Source organism: Amycolatopsis sp. NPDC001319, assembly GCF_042896185.1.
Lineage (GTDB): Bacteria > Actinomycetota > Actinomycetes > Mycobacteriales > Pseudonocardiaceae > Amycolatopsis.
Genome location: NZ_JBIAWY010000005.1, coordinates 815,577 through 831,372, shown reverse-complemented (window position 1 = coordinate 831,372; position 15,796 = coordinate 815,577). Strand labels below are relative to the sequence as shown.

The 15,796-nt window shown below is 71.6% G+C and carries 14 protein-coding genes and 1 other RNA gene; 10 read left to right on the top strand and 5 right to left on the bottom strand.

The genetic code is table 11. From position 1 onward, the window contains the following. The first annotated feature begins 47 nt into the window (after positions 1–47). The 3 genes from ssrA to ggt all read left to right on the top strand — a co-directional run bounded on the left by ssrA (position 48) and on the right by ggt (position 2,884). Positions 48–420, top strand: a transfer-messenger RNA (tmRNA) gene (gene ssrA / locus ACFY1H_RS23070). A gap of 227 nt (positions 421–647) precedes the next feature. After that, positions 648–905: a hypothetical protein gene (locus tag ACFY1H_RS23065; protein ID WP_366584511.1), complete on the top strand. Its 258-nt coding sequence runs from the start codon at positions 648–650 to the stop codon at positions 903–905. Positions 906–1,084: 179 nt separating this feature from the next. Next, positions 1,085–2,884 (top strand): gamma-glutamyltransferase, encoded by a 1,800-nt coding sequence (ggt, locus tag ACFY1H_RS23060; RefSeq protein WP_386949289.1) that lies wholly within the window; start codon positions 1,085–1,087, stop codon positions 2,882–2,884. A 48-nt stretch (positions 2,885–2,932) separates the two neighbouring features. Here the strand turns inward: ggt and ACFY1H_RS23055 are convergent, their stop codons facing one another. Then, on the bottom strand, positions 2,933–3,718 hold the full coding sequence (locus ACFY1H_RS23055; RefSeq protein WP_386949286.1) for an IclR family transcriptional regulator: 786 nt from the start codon (positions 3,716–3,718) through the stop codon (positions 2,933–2,935). Between the two features lie 141 nt (positions 3,719–3,859). Here ACFY1H_RS23055 and hutH point away from each other — a divergent pair, with 141 nt between their 5' ends. The 5 genes from hutH to hutI are packed head-to-tail and all read left to right on the top strand — an operon-like array spanning position 3,860 to position 10,668. After that, the gene (gene hutH, locus ACFY1H_RS23050; RefSeq protein WP_386949283.1) at positions 3,860–5,386 is read left to right on the top strand and encodes a histidine ammonia-lyase; all 1,527 of its coding nucleotides are present in this window, start codon (positions 3,860–3,862) and stop codon (positions 5,384–5,386) included. Between the two features lie 2 nt (positions 5,387–5,388). After that, positions 5,389–7,041, top strand: a complete 1,653-nt coding sequence (hutU, locus tag ACFY1H_RS23045; RefSeq protein WP_386949280.1) for a urocanate hydratase — start codon at positions 5,389–5,391, stop codon at positions 7,039–7,041. After that, positions 7,038–8,234, top strand: a complete 1,197-nt coding sequence (locus ACFY1H_RS23040; protein ID WP_386949277.1) for an allantoate amidohydrolase — start codon at positions 7,038–7,040, stop codon at positions 8,232–8,234. Before hutU ends, ACFY1H_RS23040 begins: the two co-directional genes overlap by 4 nt. After that, positions 8,231–9,535 (top strand): formimidoylglutamate deiminase, encoded by a 1,305-nt coding sequence (locus ACFY1H_RS23035; protein WP_386949274.1) that lies wholly within the window; start codon positions 8,231–8,233, stop codon positions 9,533–9,535. Before ACFY1H_RS23040 ends, ACFY1H_RS23035 begins: the two co-directional genes overlap by 4 nt. Further along, complete coding sequence (hutI, locus tag ACFY1H_RS23030) at positions 9,523–10,668, top strand: imidazolonepropionase (protein WP_386949272.1); 1,146 nt, start codon at positions 9,523–9,525, stop codon at positions 10,666–10,668. Before ACFY1H_RS23035 ends, hutI begins: the two co-directional genes overlap by 13 nt. 4 nt (positions 10,669–10,672) lie before the next feature. On the opposite strand, the gene ACFY1H_RS23025 is transcribed toward hutI, so the two are convergent. Then, positions 10,673–11,584 carry an alpha/beta fold hydrolase gene (locus ACFY1H_RS23025; protein ID WP_386949269.1) on the bottom strand — a complete coding sequence of 304 codons (912 nt, stop codon included), beginning with the start codon at positions 11,582–11,584 and terminating at the stop codon, positions 10,673–10,675. 123 nt (positions 11,585–11,707) lie between these two features. Beyond that, a complete protein-coding gene (locus ACFY1H_RS23020) occupies positions 11,708–13,144 on the bottom strand; it encodes a nitrilase-related carbon-nitrogen hydrolase (protein WP_386949266.1) in 1,437 nt (478 codons plus the stop codon). 321 nt (positions 13,145–13,465) lie between these two features. Here ACFY1H_RS23020 and ACFY1H_RS23015 point away from each other — a divergent pair, with 321 nt between their 5' ends. Further along, the gene (locus ACFY1H_RS23015; protein ID WP_366584491.1) at positions 13,466–14,596 is read left to right on the top strand and encodes an inorganic phosphate transporter; all 1,131 of its coding nucleotides are present in this window, start codon (positions 13,466–13,468) and stop codon (positions 14,594–14,596) included. 10 nt (positions 14,597–14,606) lie between these two features. Further along, positions 14,607–14,828 carry a hypothetical protein gene (locus ACFY1H_RS23010; protein ID WP_366584489.1) on the top strand — a complete coding sequence of 74 codons (222 nt, stop codon included), beginning with the start codon at positions 14,607–14,609 and terminating at the stop codon, positions 14,826–14,828. Here the strand turns inward: ACFY1H_RS23010 and ACFY1H_RS23005 are convergent. Both ACFY1H_RS23005 and ACFY1H_RS23000 read right to left on the bottom strand, forming a co-directional pair. Beyond that, on the bottom strand, positions 14,810–15,538 hold the full coding sequence (locus ACFY1H_RS23005) for a hypothetical protein (RefSeq protein ID WP_366584487.1): 729 nt from the start codon (positions 15,536–15,538) through the stop codon (positions 14,810–14,812). The two genes, ACFY1H_RS23010 and ACFY1H_RS23005, sit on opposite strands and share 19 nt — an antisense overlap. Then, a complete protein-coding gene (locus ACFY1H_RS23000; protein WP_366584485.1) occupies positions 15,535–15,744 on the bottom strand; it encodes a hypothetical protein in 210 nt (69 codons plus the stop codon). The genes ACFY1H_RS23005 and ACFY1H_RS23000 overlap by 4 nt, the downstream gene beginning before the upstream one ends. Positions 15,745–15,796 lie beyond the last annotated feature (52 nt).

The following is a 15,796-nucleotide window of genomic DNA, read 5'->3' as shown; positions in this document are numbered from 1 at the left end:
CAGGTTGCCGCACGCGTTATGATGGTCAGGTTATGTAGCACCTACAAGGGGGTGAACGGTTTCGACTCTGGACGTTGAGTCAGGGGAAGCGTGTCGGTGCAGGCGAGAGACCACCGCAAGCGTCATCGCAAACCAATAAGCGCCAAGGCCAATAGCCAGCGCGACTTCGCTCTTGCTGCCTAAGTAGCAGAGTGAGTCTGTCGGCCCGGGATCGCCTCCGACCCGGTAGCCGGCATCAGCTAGGAGGCTCACCGCCAGTCCCGGCCACGGGTCCTGGTTGGGAAGCAAACAGTGGCTGGGCTCGTCACTTCAGCTTGTTCACGTGACTGAAGGGGCCAAGTAGAGACAGAGTGGACTGCACACGGAGAAGCCCTGTCAAGGCGCTAGAGGACCCGGGTTCAATTCCCGGCACCTCCACAAGAATGGCCGGCTCATGCTCACTGGGAGCGTGAGCCGGTTTCTTGTGTCGGGTGTTTTCTGGGGGTGCGACCCCCAGACCCCGCCCGGGGGCGGGCCCCCGGACCCCCATCGGGTGGGTTGGGTTGCGTGGCCGGGTGTGGGTGGTGAGGGTGGGGGCCGAGGGGGCGGTGGCGGGTGTGGGGGTCTGGGCCGTGCGGGGTGTTGTCGAGGTGGTCGGGGTGGTTGTCATGGTGGGGGCTGTGGCGGCGGGGTTGGGCATGGTCGTGGTTCGGGCGCGGCGGAGTGTGCGGCCGGGCGAAGAGCAGGTGCGACGGCTGGCGGAGAGTCTGGACGGGCGCTCGGCGGTGTACCTGCGAATGGCCGAGTGTGGGTTGGCGCGGGCGGACGTCGAGCAGGTGGCGCGCAGCCGCGGGTACTTCGTGACCGTGCACCCGTCGATGAAGTACTACGAGTTCAGGTTGCTGCCCCCGCTGCGAAAGGTTTGAAACCGCGGCAGAGTGGGCGTACGGAGCAACCACCCTAAATCCGCGTCAAGTCAGCTTCCTGTCGAACCCCGGCGGGTGGTAAACCTCCGACCACGAAGCTCACCGGCGAGCGCGTGGTGTGGTCCGTACCTCGTCGGGAGTCCCGGAAGGCCGTGGGTGGTCTGAGAAAGGGAGTGCCAATGCGCCGTCGTCGGAGTCGGAGTCTCATCGTTCTGCTGGCCGTGGGGGTGGCGGCGGGGGTGGCGGTGCCCGCGGCCGGGGCCCAGCCTCAGCAAGGGGGCAAGCAGCCGGTCGCCGAGGGGTACGGCGGGGCGGTCGTGTCGGACACCGTCGAGTCCACGCAGGCGGGCATCGACGTCCTGCGCAAGGGCGGCACGGCGGCCGACGCCGCGGTCGCCGTGGCCTCGACGCTCGGGGTGACCGACCCGTACGTCGCCGGGCCTGGTGGTGGTGGGTACTTCGTCTACTACGACGCCAAGACCAAGCGCGTGTCCACCATCGACGGGCGCGAGACCACGCCGGCGGCCGACGGGTCCGACATGTTCGTCGACCCGGCCACCGGCAAGGCCTACGACTTCGAGACCGCCGTGGAGAGCGGCCGGTCGGTCGGCGTGCCCGGGATGCTCGCCACGTGGCAGCGCGCGCTGCAACGCTGGGGGAAGTTCAGCCTCGCCGACAACCTCAAGCCCGCCGTGCAGGTGGCGGAGCGCGGCTTCGTGGTGAACCCCGAGTTCGCCTCGGAAACCGCCTCGGTCAAGGACAAGCTGTCGCACTTCGCGCCCAGCGCCGCGCTGTTCCTGCCGGGCGGCGAGGTGCCGAAGGTCGGCTCCGTGTTCCGCAACCCGGACCTCGCCGACACCTACCGCCAGATCAGCCGCCAGGGCATCGGCGCGTTCTACGGCGGTTCCGTCGGCCGCGACCTCGTCAAGACCGTGCAGAACCCGCCGCTCGCGAAGGGCGCGCCGATCAAGCCGATGTCCGGCCCGATGGAGCTGTCGGACCTGCGCGACTACCGCGCGCTCGACGGTTCGCCGACGCGCGTGAACTACCGCGGCTACGACGTCTACGGCATGGCCCCGTCGTCCAGCGGCGGCATCACCGTCGGGGAGTCGCTGAACATCCTGGGCAACTACAACCTGTCCAAGATGGACCGCACGCAGGCGCTGCACCACTACCTGGAGGCCAGCCGCCTCGCGTTCGCCGACCGCAACCGGTACATCGGCGACTCGCGGTACGTGAAGGTGCCGCAGCAGCAGCTGCTGTCGAAGCAGTTCGCGGCCACGCGCGCGTGCCAGATCGACCCGAACAAGGCCGGTCAGAGCCCCGTCGCGCCCGGTGACCCCTACTCCCACGAGGGCGGCTGCACCATCGCACCCGCCGCTTCGTCCGACAGCAACGAGCAGCACACCAACCACTTCGTCGTCAGCGACAAGTGGGGCAACATCGTCTCCTACACCAACACGATCGAGCAGCTCGCCGGCAGCGGCATCACGGTCTCCGGCCGCGGTTTCCTGCTCAACAACGAGCTCACCGACTTCAACTTCACCCCCACCCAGGGCACCGCGCCCGACCCGAACCTGCCGGCCGGCGGCAAGCGTCCGCGCTCCAGCATGTCCCCGACGATCGTGCTCAAGGACGGCAAGCCCGTGCTCGCCGTCGGTTCCCCGGGCGGCGCCACGATCATCACGACCGTGCTGCAGGTCCTGGTCAACCGCCTCGACCTCGGCATGAGCCTGCCGGACGCGATCGCCGCGCCGCGTGCGTCGCAGCGCAACGCGAAGACGTCCGACGCGGAGCCGGCGTTCCTGGCGCTGCCCACCACGAAGGGGCTCGAAGCGCTGGGGCAGAGCTTCAGCCAGGTCAGTTCCATCGGTGTCGCAGCCGGGCTGGAGTTCAAGCCGGGCGGCAAGATCCTGGCGGCCGGTGAGCCCGTCCGCCGGGGTGGCACCTCGGCGATGGTGATCTCTTCGCACCGCTGATCCACTCGTCGAAAGGCCCGCTTCGCCAGCCCGGCGGAGCGGGCCTTTTCACTGCGGCTTCGTGCCGCCGATCCGGCTCGTCAGCTCCGCGGCCGTCTCCGCGACGGCCGCCGCGAACTCGGGGAACGTCTCGCCGCACGGCCCGTCGTCCGGGCAGAGATGCCGCAGCGTCACGGAAATCGACGCCATCGGCCGCGCCCCGTGGTCGAACACGGGCGCCGCGACGGAGGCGAACCCGTCCGTCACGTGACCGTCCTCGACCGCCCAGCCCAGCCGCCGTTCCGCGGCCAGCGTCCGGCGCAGCGCGGCCAGCGAATCCGGTCCGCGCCGGGTCCGCAGCACAAACGACGCCGCCATCGGGAACAGCGCGCGGACGTGGGCGGCCGGCAGGTGGTTCAGGATCGCCCGTCCCGACGCCGTGAGCTGCCCGGGCAGCCGCACGCCGACGTCGGTGACCAGGGTTTCCGGCCGGGGCGGCCGTTCCTTGATCAGGTACAGCGACTCGTTCCCGTGCAGCACACCCAGGTGCGCGGTGTGCCCGACGCGGTCCACGAGCTTGCGCAGCAGCGGCGCGGCCAGCCGTTCGAGCGGGTCGTGGCGCAGGTACGCCGACCCGAGTTCGAACGCGGCGATCCCGAGGCCGTAGCGGCGCTCGGCCGGGAGGTGGACCACGAAACCGGCGGCGACGAGCTCGTTGAGCAGGTGGTACGTCGTCGACCGCGGCAGGTACAGGTCCCTGGCGACCGCCGCCGCGGACACCGGTCCGGCGTGGCCCGCGAGCAGCCGCAGCACAGCGAGGCCGTTGCGCAGGGCGGGCACGTCCGAACTGCTCACCTCGCTCCTTTCGACCGGGTGGCACGAACGGGACACTCGTGCCACGCAGCGAAGCTCCAACCTCGCTGTGTCTTGGATACCAGACGCTACCGCCAACTCTGCACTCCCGCCGGGGCGCTGATCGTTGTTTCAATGGCTGACATGCCGGAACCAGTGCTCTTGGGCTCGAAGCCGATCACCGCGTCCGACGTCGTCGACGTCGTTCGCGGACACGCGCACGTCGGGCTCACCGAGGCGGCCGAGAAGAACCTCGCCGCCACCCGCCAGCACATCGAGGACCTCGCGCACGCGACCTCGCCCACGTATGGCGTCTCGACGGGCTTCGGTGCGCTCGCGACGCGCCACATCCCCGTGGAGAGCCGCACCGCGCTACAACGCAGCCTCATCCGCTCGCACGCCGCGGGCGCGGGGCCGGCGGTGGAGGCGGAGGTCGTGCGCTCGCTGATGCTGCTGCGCCTGCGCACGCTCGCGAGCGGTTACACCGGTGTGCGACCGGAGACGGCGCAAACGCTTGCGGCCCTGCTCAACGCGGGAATCACCCCCGTCGTCCACGAGTACGGCTCGCTCGGCTGCTCGGGTGACCTCGCGCCGCTGGCGGCCATCGCGCTCGCGTTGATGGGGGAGGGCGAGGTCGACCACGAGGGTGCGCGCAAGCCCGCGGCCGAGGCGCTGAAAGCGGCCGGCATCGCGCCCGTCGTGCTGGCCGAGAAGGAAGGCCTGGCGCTCACCAACGGCACCGACGGCATGCTCGGCATGCTGCTGCTCGCGGCCGCCGACCTGCACAACCTGCTGGACGTCGCGGACCTCACCGCGGCGATGAGCGTCGAGGCACTGCTCGGCACCGACCGGGCCTTCGCCGCCGACCTGCAGGCGCTGCGGCCGCACCCCGGCCAGGCCGTCAGCGCGGCGCGGATGTTCGCGGCGCTGCAGGGCTCGAAGATCGTCGAAAGCCATCGCGGGCCCGACTGCAACCGCGTGCAGGACGCGTACTCGCTGCGGTGCGCCCCGCAGGTCCACGGCGCCGCGCGGGACACGCTCACCCACGCCGAGCTCGTGGCCGACCGCGAGCTGCGGTCCGCTGTGGACAATCCCGTGGTGCTGGCCGACGGCCGCGTCGAGTCCAACGGCAACTTCCACGGCGCGCCCGTGGCGTACGTGCTCGACTTCCTCGCGATCCCGGTCGCCGACGTCGCCAGCATTGCCGAGCGGCGCACCGACCGGATGCTCGACAAAGCGCGGTCGGCCGGCCTGCCGCCGTTCCTCGCCCACGACCCGGGCGTGGACTCCGGGCACATGATCGCGCAGTACACGCAGGCCGCGGTAGTCAGCGAGCTGAAGCGGCTCGCGGTGCCGGCGTCGGTCGACTCCATCCCGAGCAGCGCGATGCAGGAGGACCACGTCTCCATGGGCTGGTCCGCGGCGCGCAAGCTGCGCAAGGCCGTCGACGGCCTGACCACCGTCCTGGCGGTCGAGCTGCTCACCGCCGCCCGTGCGCTCGACTTCCGCTCGCCGCTCGAACCGTCGCCGGTCACCGGCGCGGTGCGCGACCTGCTCCGCACGAAGGTCGAGGGCCCGGGCCCCGACCGGCACCTGGCGCCCGAGATCGCGGCCGCCGAAGAACTCGTCCGCTCCGGCGCCGTCCTGGCCGCCGCCCGTCTGGAGGTCTGAGAATGTCTCGCACCGTCCGTGCCGCCCGCGGCACGCAGCTCACCGCGAAGTCGTGGCAGACCGAGGCCGCGCTGCGGATGTTCCACAACAACCTCGACCCCGAGGTCGCCGAGCGGCCCGAGGACCTGGTCGTCTACGGCGGCACCGGCAAGGCCGCCCGCAACTGGCCGAGCTTCGACGCGATCACCCGTGAACTGACCATTTTGGACAACGACGAGACGCTGCTCGTGCAGTCGGGCAAGCCCGTGGGCGTGTTCCGCACGCACGAGTGGGCGCCGCGGGTGCTGATCGCGAACTCGAACCTGGTCGGCGACTGGGCGACCTGGCCCGAGTTCCGCCGCCTCGAGCAGCAGGGCCTTACGATGTACGGCCAGATGACGGCCGGTTCGTGGATCTACATCGGCACGCAGGGCATCCTGCAGGGCACCTACGAGACGTTCGCCGCCGTCGCGAAGAAGAAGTTCGGCGGCAGCCTGCGCGGCACGCTCACCGTGACCGCGGGTCTCGGCGGCATGGGCGGCGCGCAGCCGCTCGCGGTGACCATGAACGACGGCGTGGCGCTCGTCGTCGAATGCGACCCGCAGCGCGCGCACCGCCGCGTCGAGACGCGTTACCTCGACGAGGTGGCCGACGACCTCGACGACGCCGTCAAGCGCGTCACCACCGCGAAGAAGGAGCGCCGGCCGCTGTCGGTGGCCGTGGTCGGCAACGCCGCCGAGGTGCTGCCGGAGCTGCTGCGCCGCGGCGTCGAGGTCGACATCGTCACCGACCAGACTTCCGCGCACGACCCGCTGTCGTACCTGCCCAAGGGTGTCAGCGTGGACGACTGGCACGACTACGCGGCCAAGAAGCCCGACGAGTTCACCGACCGCTCGCGCGTGTCCATGGCCGACCACGTGACCGCCATGCTCGGCTTCCTCGACGCCGGCGCCGAGGTCTTCGACTACGGCAACTCCCTGCGCCGCGAGGCCAAGCTCGGCGGCTGCGAGCGCGCGTTCGACTTCCCCGGCTTCGTGCCCGCCTACATCCGCCCGCTGTTCTGCGAGGGCAACGGCCCGTTCCGCTGGGCGGCGCTCTCGGGCGACCCCGAGGACATCGCGGCCACCGACCGCGCGATGCTGGAGCTGTTCCCGGAGAACGAGTCCCTGGCCCGCTGGATCAAGATGGCCGGCGAACGCGTGGCGTTCCAGGGGCTCCCGGCGCGGATCTGCTGGCTCGGCTACGGCGAGCGCCACCTCGCGGGCCTGCGGTTCAACGAGATGGTGGCCAGCGGTGAGCTCAAGGCGCCCGTGGTGATCGGGCGCGACCACCTCGACTCCGGCAGTGTCGCCTCGCCGTACCGCGAGACCGAGGCCATGGCCGACGGCTCCGACGCGATCGCCGACTGGCCGCTGCTCAACGCGCTGGTCAACACCGCGTCGGGTGCGAGCTGGGTGTCGATCCACCACGGTGGTGGCGTCGGCATGGGCCGCTCGATCCACGCGGGCCAGGTCAGCGTCGCCGACGGCACGGCACTGGCCGCGCAGAAGCTCGAGCGCGTGCTCACGAACGACCCGGGCATGGGCGTGATCCGCCACGTCGACGCCGGGTACGACCACGCCGCCGAGGTCGCCGACGAGCGTGGCGTGCGGATTCCGATGCGGGACAACGCGTGAGCACTACCGGATTGCTCGGCGAGATCGCCGACGTCGGGCGCGACGCGAAGCGCGGCGGCTACTCGCGGCACGCGTTCGACGCGCCGGAGCACGACCTGCGCACGTGGTTCGTCGAACGCGCGCAGCGGCTGGGCCTGGACGTCGAGACCGACCGCAACGGCAACCTCTGGGCCTGGTGGGGCGCGCCGGGGCCGGACGCCGTGGTGACCGGCAGCCACCTCGACTCGGTGCCGGGCGGCGGCGCGTTCGACGGCCCGCTCGGCGTGACAAGTGCGCTGGCGGCCGTGGAAGCGTTGCAGGACAAGGGGTTCCGTTCGGCCAAGCCGTTCGCGGTGGTCGTGTTCGCCGAGGAGGAGGGCGGCCGGTTCGGCGTGCCGTGTCTCGGTTCGCGATTGATGACCGGCACGATCGACGCCGACAAGGCGCGAGCGCTGCGCGACCCCGACGGCGTCACGTTCTGGGAGGCGGCCGCGAAGTCCGGCCTCGACGTGGACCGGATCGGCGCGGAGCCGGAGCGGCTGGGGCTCATCGGCCGGTTCCTGGAGCTGCACGTGGAGCAGGGCCGCGGCCTGATCGACCTCGGCTCGGCGGTGGCGGTCGGCAGCACGGTGATCGCCCACGGGCGGTGGCGGTTCTCGTTCGCCGGCCAGGGAAATCACGCCGGCGCGACGTTGATCGCCGACCGCGTGGACCCGATGCTGCCCGCGGCCGAGACTGTCGTGGCGGTGCGGCGACTGGCGAAGACGCGGGCGGACGCGCGGGCGACCGTCGGCCGGCTCGTGCCGACGCCGGGTGGCACCAACGTCATCGCGTCCACTGTGGACCTGTGGCTCGACGCGCGCGTACCGGGCACGGTGACGCCGGAGCTCGTCGAGGACATCTCGCAGGTGGCTCGGGCCGCGGCGGAGGCGGAGGGCTGCTCGCTGACCGTCACGCGCGAGTCGTACTCCGACGACGTCGTGTTCGACGAGAAGCTGAGGCGTGACCTCGGGGGATGGCTCGGCGGGGTGCCTGAGCTGCCGACCGGCGCGGGCCACGACGCCGCGATCCTGGCCGGGTTCGTGCCCGCCGGGATGCTGTACGTGCGCAACCCCACCGGCATCAGCCACTCGCCGGAGGAGTTCGCCGAGACCGACGACGTGGAGGCCGGCGCGCGGGCGCTCGCCGAGGTGCTGGAGCGGCTGGCGGCATGACCACGTACTGGTGCGAACGGGCCTGGCTGCCCGGCGGGATCGCCGAGGCCGTGCTGCTCGTGGTGCGCGACGGGCGGATCACGTCGGTCACGCCGGGCACGCGGAGGTCCGGGACCGTCCTGGCCGGGCTCACGCTGCCCGGGTTCGCCAACGGGCACTCGCACGCGTTCCACCGGGCGTTGCGGGGCCGGACGCACCACGAGCGCGGCACGTTCTGGACGTGGCGCGAGCGGATGTACTCGCTGGCGGCGCGGCTCGATCCGGAGGCGTACTACCGGCTCGCGCGCGGGGTCTACGCGGAGATGGTGCTCGGCGGGTACACGAGCGTCGGCGAGTTCCACTACCTGCACCACGCGCCGGGCGGGAAGCCATACGCGTCGCCGAACGCGATGGGCGACGCGTTGCGGCAAGCCGCGCGTGACGCGGGGATCAGGCTGACGCTGCTCGACACGTGTTACCTCTCGGGCGGGATCGACGTGCCGCCGGACGAGGTGCAGCAGCGGTTTTCCGACGGCTCGGCCGAGAAGTGGGCTTCGCGGGTGGCGTCGCTGACGGAAGACGAGCTGTTCCGTGTCGGTGGAGCCATCCACTCGGTGCGGGCGGTGCCGGCCGGCGATTTGCCGACCGTGAACGAGGGTGTGCCCGGCGATCGGCCGTTGCACATCCACCTCTCCGAGCAGCGGGCGGAAAACGAGCAGTGCGAGGCGGCGTACGGCTGGACGCCGACCGGGTTGCTGCAGGAGCACGGCGTGCTGGGTGAGCGGCTGGTCGCCGTCCACGCGACGCACCTGACCGACCAGGACGTGAAGTGGCTGGGTGACGCGCGGTCCGCCGCGTGCTTCTGCCCGACGACCGAGCGCGACCTCGGCGACGGCATCGGCCCCGCGCGGCGGCTGCTCGACGCGGGTGTCCGGTTGGGTGTCGGCAGCGACAGCAACGCGGTGGTCGACGCGTTCGAGGAGACCCGCGCGCTGGAGCTGGACGACCGCTTGGCCAGCGAGGAACGCGGCCGCTTCACCGCCGACGAACTGCTGGCGGCGGGGACCGATCACGCGTCCGTCGGGTGGCCGGAGGTGGGCCGGCTGGCCGTCGGTGCCGGGGCGGATCTGGTGACGGTGGCACTGGATTCCGTGCGGACGGCGGGGATCGAGCCGTCCGGAGTGGTGTTCGCGGCGGGAGCCGCGGACGTGCGGCACGTCGTGGTGGCGGGTCGCGAGGTGGTGCGCGACGGCGCGCACCTGCTCGTGGAGCGACCGGAGGCCGTACTGGCCGAGGAGATCGAGGCGCTGTGGCAGTTCTGATCACGGGAATCGGTGAGCTCACCACCAACGACCCCGAGCTGGGCCAGCTGCACGATGCGGCGCTCGTGCTCGACGGTGGTGTCGTCGCGTGGGCCGGGCCGGCCGCGCAGGCGCCGGTGGCCGACGAGCGCGTGGACGTCGAGGGGCGGGCGGTGCTGCCCGGCTGGGTCGACAGCCACACGCACCTGGTGTTCGCGGGTGACCGCACGGCCGAGTTCGAAGCGCGGATGGCCGGAAAGCCTTACACCGCGGGCGGAATCGCCGTCACGGTCGGGGCGACGCGGGAGGCTTCCGACGAGCAGCTGGCGGCGAACCTGCGCCGGCACGTCGAGGAGGCGGCCGCGCAGGGCACCACCTGCCTGGAGACCAAGACCGGGTACGGGCTGACTGTCGCCGACGAGGCGCGCTCGGCGCGGATCGCGGCGACGGTGGCCGACGAGGTCACCTACCTCGGCGCGCACCTCGTGCCGCCGGGCGCCGACGCGGAGTCCTATGTGGACCTCGTGTGCGGCGAGATGCTGGAGGCGGTGGCGCCCCACGTGCGGTGGGCCGACGTGTTCTCCGAGACGGGGGCATTCGACGAGGCCCAGTCGGCGCGGGTGCTCAAGGCGGCGGCGGAGCGTGGCCTGGGGTTGCGGGTGCACGGCAACCAGCTCGGCGAGGGTCCCGGCGTGCGGCTCGCGGTGGAGCTGGGTGCGGCGAGCGTGGACCACTGCACGTACCTGAGTGAGGAGGACGTCGAGGCGCTGGCGGCGTCGCACACGGTGGCGACGCTGCTGCCGGCGTGCGATTTGTCGACAAGGCAACCGCTGGCTCCGGCGCGGCGGCTGCTCGACGCGGGCGCGACGGTCGCGTTGGCCAGCAACGCGAATCCGGGCAGCTCGTACACGACGTCGATGGCGTTCTGCGTGACCACGGCCGTGCTGCAGATGCGCATGACGGTGGCGGAAGCCGTGTGGTCGGCCACCGCCGGGGGCGCGCGGGCGCTGCAGCGCGACGACGTCGGCTACCTGCGGCCGGGCGCGCGGGCCGACGTGCACGTGCTCGACGCGCCTTCGGTGACGCACCTGGCCTACCGGCCGGGCGTGCCGCTCACGCACTCGGTGTGGCGGCGGGGTGAGCGGATGGCGTGAAACCTCAGCGGTGTGCTGACAGGTGTGCGAGCAGGAGCGGGTTGACGCGGTCGGCCGCTTCCTCCGGCAGCCAGTGGCCGGCGTCCTCGAAGATCTCGAAGCGGTAGGCGGCGTCCACGAACTCCGCGGTGTTCGTGGCGGCCGTGCGGCCGAGCTTGGTGTCCTGGGCGCCCCACACGTAGAGCGTGGGCACGGTGATGCGGCCGGCGGGGACGGTGAACTCGTCGTCGGTGGCGCCGCGGTACCAGTTGAGCGTCGCGGTGAGGGCGCCCGGCTCGGCGAGGCGGGCGACGTTGCGCTCGACCTGGTGCTCCGGGACGCGGCCCGCGTAGGCCGCCCGCAGGCGGGCCGCGCCGTCCGCCAGCATCGACGCCTCGGCGACCCCGCCGGGCGCGCGGAAGAAGCGGACGTAGTCGAGGTCGTGGTTCTGCTGGTCTTCGTCCTGCGCTGCCTGCTTCAGGGCTCCGGGGTGCGGAGTCGAGAGCACGGTGAGCGACTTGAGCCGCTCGGGGTGCCGCGTGGCGAGCACCCAGGCGACCATGCCGCCCCAGTCATGGGCAACGAGGTGGAAACGCCTCGGTTCCCCGGCAGCGGCCGGGGCACCGGCCGCTTCGGCGCCCGCGAGGCCGCCGGTGGCGGCGAGCGTGTCCGCAAAGGACAGTGCGTCGGTCACGAGGGCGTCGATGGAGTAGTGCTCGACGCCGGTCGGGCGCGCTTCGCGGGCGTAACCGCGCTGGTCGACGGCGAGGGCGTGGTAGCCGGCGTCGCCGAGGGCGTGGAGTTCGGCGGTCCACGAGTCGGCGAACTCGGGCCAGCCGTGGAGCAGCAGGACGGGTTCGCCGTCGTCCGGGCCGGTGGCGAGGCCGGTGTGCCGGTGGTTGCCGATTTGCAGCGTCGCCTCGCGCAGCCCGGTCACCGGTGCGCTCGCACGGGCGTGGAGTGGAGGTGTGTGACGCGGGTGCCCTGGTAGTTCACGCTCCCCACCGTAGGCCGTGATGATCATGGAACGCCAATGCGAGCGGGGGCACGGTCGCTGCCCTCAAGGGCGAGCGGTGCGGCCGCGGGTGAAGGCGAGCCCGGCCACGGCCACCAGGCAGCAGAGCCAGGCGAACCAGTCGCCGAAGCGGCTGTAGAGCGTGTCGCCCGTGCCGAGGGGGACGTCGGCGACGGCGACGGCCATGGGGGCCGCGCCGGTGCGGGCCTGGGCGAGGACGTGGCCGCGCGGGTCGCTCAGGAGCGACGTGCCGCGGGTGGCGCTCCAGGCCACGGACACACCGTGCTCGACGCCGCGGAGCAGCGCGGTGCGGCTGTGCTGCCAGCCGTCGACGTCCTCGTCGGAGGCGGGAATCAGCACCAGGCCGGTGCCGGCGCGGGCGTAGTCGCGGGTGGGCGACGGGACGTTGACGTCCATGCAGACCTCGAGCCCGATGGGCTGTTCCGCGAGGTGGGCGAGGTCGTGGCCGGAGGCGAGAGGCGAGAAACCGTTGCGCCACTTGCGGTATTCAACTGTCGGGCCGGCCGGGGGCACGTCGAGGGCGGTGTTGTCGGCCTCGTGACCAGCGTCCGTCACGATCGCGCCGGTCACGACGTGGAGGTTCTTGGCGCGGGCGACGGCGGCCAACGGCCCGGTGACGCCCACCAGCCGGGCGCGGTCGGTGCCGAACGCGGCCTCCGGCAGCACGGCGACGCGGACATCGGCCGGCAACGCCGTGAGCGCGTCCACATAGGACTGGAGAACCCGTTGGCCGGCAGGAGTGTCCGGGTCCGCCGCCCACGCCGGCACGCTGCGGGCGACCGTGGCGACGCGCACCTGGCCCACCGCAGCCGAAGCGGACGCGGCACCGAACGCCAACGCGCCGCCGACCGCCCCGGCCGTCACCACGGTGATGCCGACCCGCGCCGACGCCCGGACGCCGGGCGCGAGCACCGCGGCGAGTGCGGCCGGCACCAGCAGCACGAGGTACTCCACACCCCACCCGCCGAGCACCGACGCGAGGCGCAGCACGTCGGGCTGGTCGCCCTGGCTGGTCGTGAACGTACCCATCACGCCGAACGGGCTGGCCACCGAAACGCCGTACAGCACCGCGGTCCAGACCGCTGGCGCCGCGACGGTCGCGAGCACCGGCCGGCCCACCCGCACGAGCCGGCGGAAGAGCGCCACCGTCGCCGCGAACAGCACCGGCGACCCCAGCAGGATCGCGAGCGCGGCGGGCACCGGCACCGTCTGCGAGTTCAGGAAGTAGTGCCAGCTGCCGGCGCTTCCGCCCAGGTAGGCGAGGAACGCCGCCACGCTCGCCACCCACGCGCTCGTGCGCGGCGCCAAGAGAAACACGGGCAGCGGCGCCAGCCACGCCAGCACGGCGACTGGTTCGAACCCCAGCCCGAAGTGGATGAGCACCCCGGACGCGACGGTGGCGGCCGCCGCCCAGCCGAGATGGCGTCGAGTCGAACGGGAAACGCTTGCCGTGGCGGTCATCCGGACGGCCCCTCTCGTGGTGGGACCACCACCGTCGCAGCCGAACGCCGCCGAAGCACTGGGCTGGACCGGAGTATCCGAGGTAGGGCTGGCACCACCCAAAGCTCCTAATTCCGACATCAAGAATTAACGGTGCAAACACGGATTCACCCAACCTGGCTAGTCGATTGGTTGATCACCAGGTGAACGCGGGAATTGGACTTGCCCGGCCTTGCCCTCGTTTACGCAGAGTTCAACCAGAGGCCACTCGTACGAGATTAGGCGTCGCTCGGTTGATGGGTAGCTTCTAAACAGCACGACCACCGAGCTGGAGAAACGCCCATGGACTTTTCCCTCATTGTCCTGGTGGTGATCGTCGCGGCACTCGCCTTCGACTTCACCAACGGGTTCCACGACACGGCCAACGCCATGGCCACTTCCATTGCCACGGGAGCCCTCAAGCCCAGAATCGCCGTCGCCATTTCGGCCGTGCTGAACCTGGTCGGGGCGTTCCTGTCGATCGAGGTCGCGAAAACGATTTCCGGCGGCATCGTCGACGACACGAAGGTCACCCCGGTGGTGATTTTCGCGGGGTTGGTCGGCGCCATCATCTGGAACCTTGTGACGTGGCTCGTCGGCCTGCCTTCGAGTTCTTCGCACGCGTTGTTCGGCGGTCTGATCGGCGCGACGTGGATCGCGTCGGGCGCGGACGCCGTGCACTTCGGCAAGGTCGTCGAGAAGGTGCTGATCCCCGCGGTCGCGTCGCCGATCGTGGCCGGGATCGTGGCACTCGTCGGCACGTTCCTGACCTACCGCATCACGGAGAAGGCCAAGGAAGGCGTGGTGGGCAAGGGTTTCAAGACCGGTCAGGTCCTCTCGGCCAGCCTCGTCTCGCTCGCCCACGGCACCAACGACGCGCAGAAGACCATGGGTGTCATCACGCTGACGCTCATCGCCGGCGGCACGCTCGCGCCGGGCTCGAACCCGCCGCTGTGGGTCATCGGGGCGTGCGGCCTCGCGATCGCGGCCGGTACGTACCTCGGCGGCTGGCGCATCATCCAGACCATGGGCAAGAAGCTCACCGAGATCCAGACGCCGCAGGGCTTCGCCGCGGAGACCAGCTCCGCAGCCGTGATCCTGGCGTCGTCGCACCTCGGCTTCGCGCTGTCGACGACCCACGTCACCTCGGGCGGCATCATCGGCTCGGGCCTCGGCCGCAAGCTCGCGGAGGTCCGCTGGGGCGTCGCGGGCAAGATGGTCATCGCCTGGGTGCTCACGCTGCCGGCGGCAGCCGTCGTCGGCGCCATCGCGGCGGCGGTCTCGACCCGCGGCAGCTGGGGCACGATCCTCATCGGCGCCGTCGGGGTGCTCGTGGCGCTGGGCATCTGGCTCGCGTCGCGCCGCAACCCGGTGAGCGCCAACACCATCAACGACGCGCCGGACGCCGCCAAGGCCACTCCGGTCGCGGCCTGAGGGAGCGGACATGGACATCGACTGGGGTGCCCTCGGCACCGTCTTCGTCGTCGCACTGGCCGCGGCCGTGGTGCTCACGGTGCTGTTCGCCTACGGCATCCGCGGGCTTTCGGCGCGCGAATCCGCCCGGGAACAAGGCGGCTCGGGCGTCGCGGCGTTCACGGGCTCCATCGTGTGCTTCGCCGTGTGCGCGGCGGTGGTCGCGTACGGGATCTACTTGATCGCGGCCTGAGCGCGGCCGCGTAGTTCGTCCGGAAGCTCGTCGAGCAGCGGCAACACCGCTTCTCGGCGAGCTTTTCCCATATTGGTCAACACGTCGAGCGCCGGTTCCCACAGCGATTCGTCGGCGCCGGCCGCGCGGATCAGCCGCGGCAGCCGTCCTTCGGGCAGCAGGCCCATCACGTGGTCGATGCGCGTTTTGTCGTCCAGCACGTACGCGGTGCGCAGGAGCGCGGCGTCTTCGAGCACGGCGAGGCTGCGCCGCACGGTCGGGTCCGGCAGGTGCCCGACGAACCGCCCGAGCGTGATCCAGTCCTCCCGCCGCGTGAGCTCCGCGGCCACCGCGACCACGGTGTCGAGCGGGATGCGCGTGATGATCGACGTCGCACGCCGCGGGTCCAGCTCCGCCGCCACCGACGCGAGGAACTTCGGCGGCAGCCGCTTCGCGACGTCCACGCCGCGCGAGACGTCCACCAGCCCGGCGATCCGCGCGCACAGCAGTGGTCCGAACACCTTCTCGGCGATCTTCGCGACCACGGGCGCGGGCAGCAGCCGGCTGGCGAGCGCCATGCGTTCGAGCACGACGAGGTTCGCGTCGAACAGCGTGGTCGTGACCTGTTCGCGGAACAGCTGCAGGTCGGCGACGTCCACGTCGGCGAGGTAGGCCAGCCGTTCGGGTTCGACGTCGAGCACGCGCGCGAGCTTGAGGATCTCCGGGTTCACAGCCCGACCGCCTTGCGGACGGCGCCGCGCAGGAGCGCCGGCACGTACTTCAGCCCTTCCTCACCCGCCTGGGCGAGGGCTTTGGCCTGCCGGTGCCGGGCGTCGCGCAACGCGGCGGCGAGGTCCTGCCGCGCGTCTTCGGGCAGGGCTTCGATGCCCTCGGGCAGGGGGCCGCCGAGCTGCTCGGCGAGTGTGCGCTCAGCCATGGTCAGCCATCATGCCTCAGCGGTTGACTTTCGACAGTGGTGACCGCCGTCG

Excerpts from the sequence above, each read along its gene's own strand:
- ACFY1H_RS23065 (WP_366584511.1), top strand. The coding sequence starts at position 648 with ATGGTGGGGGCTGTGGCGGCGGGGTTGGGCATGGTCGTGGTTCGGGCG.
- ACFY1H_RS23010 (WP_366584489.1), top strand. The coding sequence starts at position 14,607 with ATGGACATCGACTGGGGTGCCCTCGGCACCGTCTTCGTCGTCGCACTG.
- ACFY1H_RS23000 (WP_366584485.1), bottom strand. The coding sequence starts at position 15,744 with ATGGCTGAGCGCACACTCGCCGAGCAGCTCGGCGGCCCCCTGCCCGAG.
- hutH (WP_386949283.1), top strand. The coding sequence starts at position 3,860 with ATGCCGGAACCAGTGCTCTTGGGCTCGAAGCCGATCACCGCGTCCGAC.
- ACFY1H_RS23020 (WP_386949266.1), bottom strand. The coding sequence starts at position 13,144 with ATGACCGCCACGGCAAGCGTTTCCCGTTCGACTCGACGCCATCTCGGC.
- ggt (WP_386949289.1), top strand. The coding sequence starts at position 1,085 with ATGCGCCGTCGTCGGAGTCGGAGTCTCATCGTTCTGCTGGCCGTGGGG.
- ACFY1H_RS23035 (WP_386949274.1), top strand. The coding sequence starts at position 8,231 with ATGACCACGTACTGGTGCGAACGGGCCTGGCTGCCCGGCGGGATCGCC.
- ACFY1H_RS23015 (WP_366584491.1), top strand. The coding sequence starts at position 13,466 with ATGGACTTTTCCCTCATTGTCCTGGTGGTGATCGTCGCGGCACTCGCC.
- hutU (WP_386949280.1), top strand. The coding sequence starts at position 5,389 with ATGTCTCGCACCGTCCGTGCCGCCCGCGGCACGCAGCTCACCGCGAAG.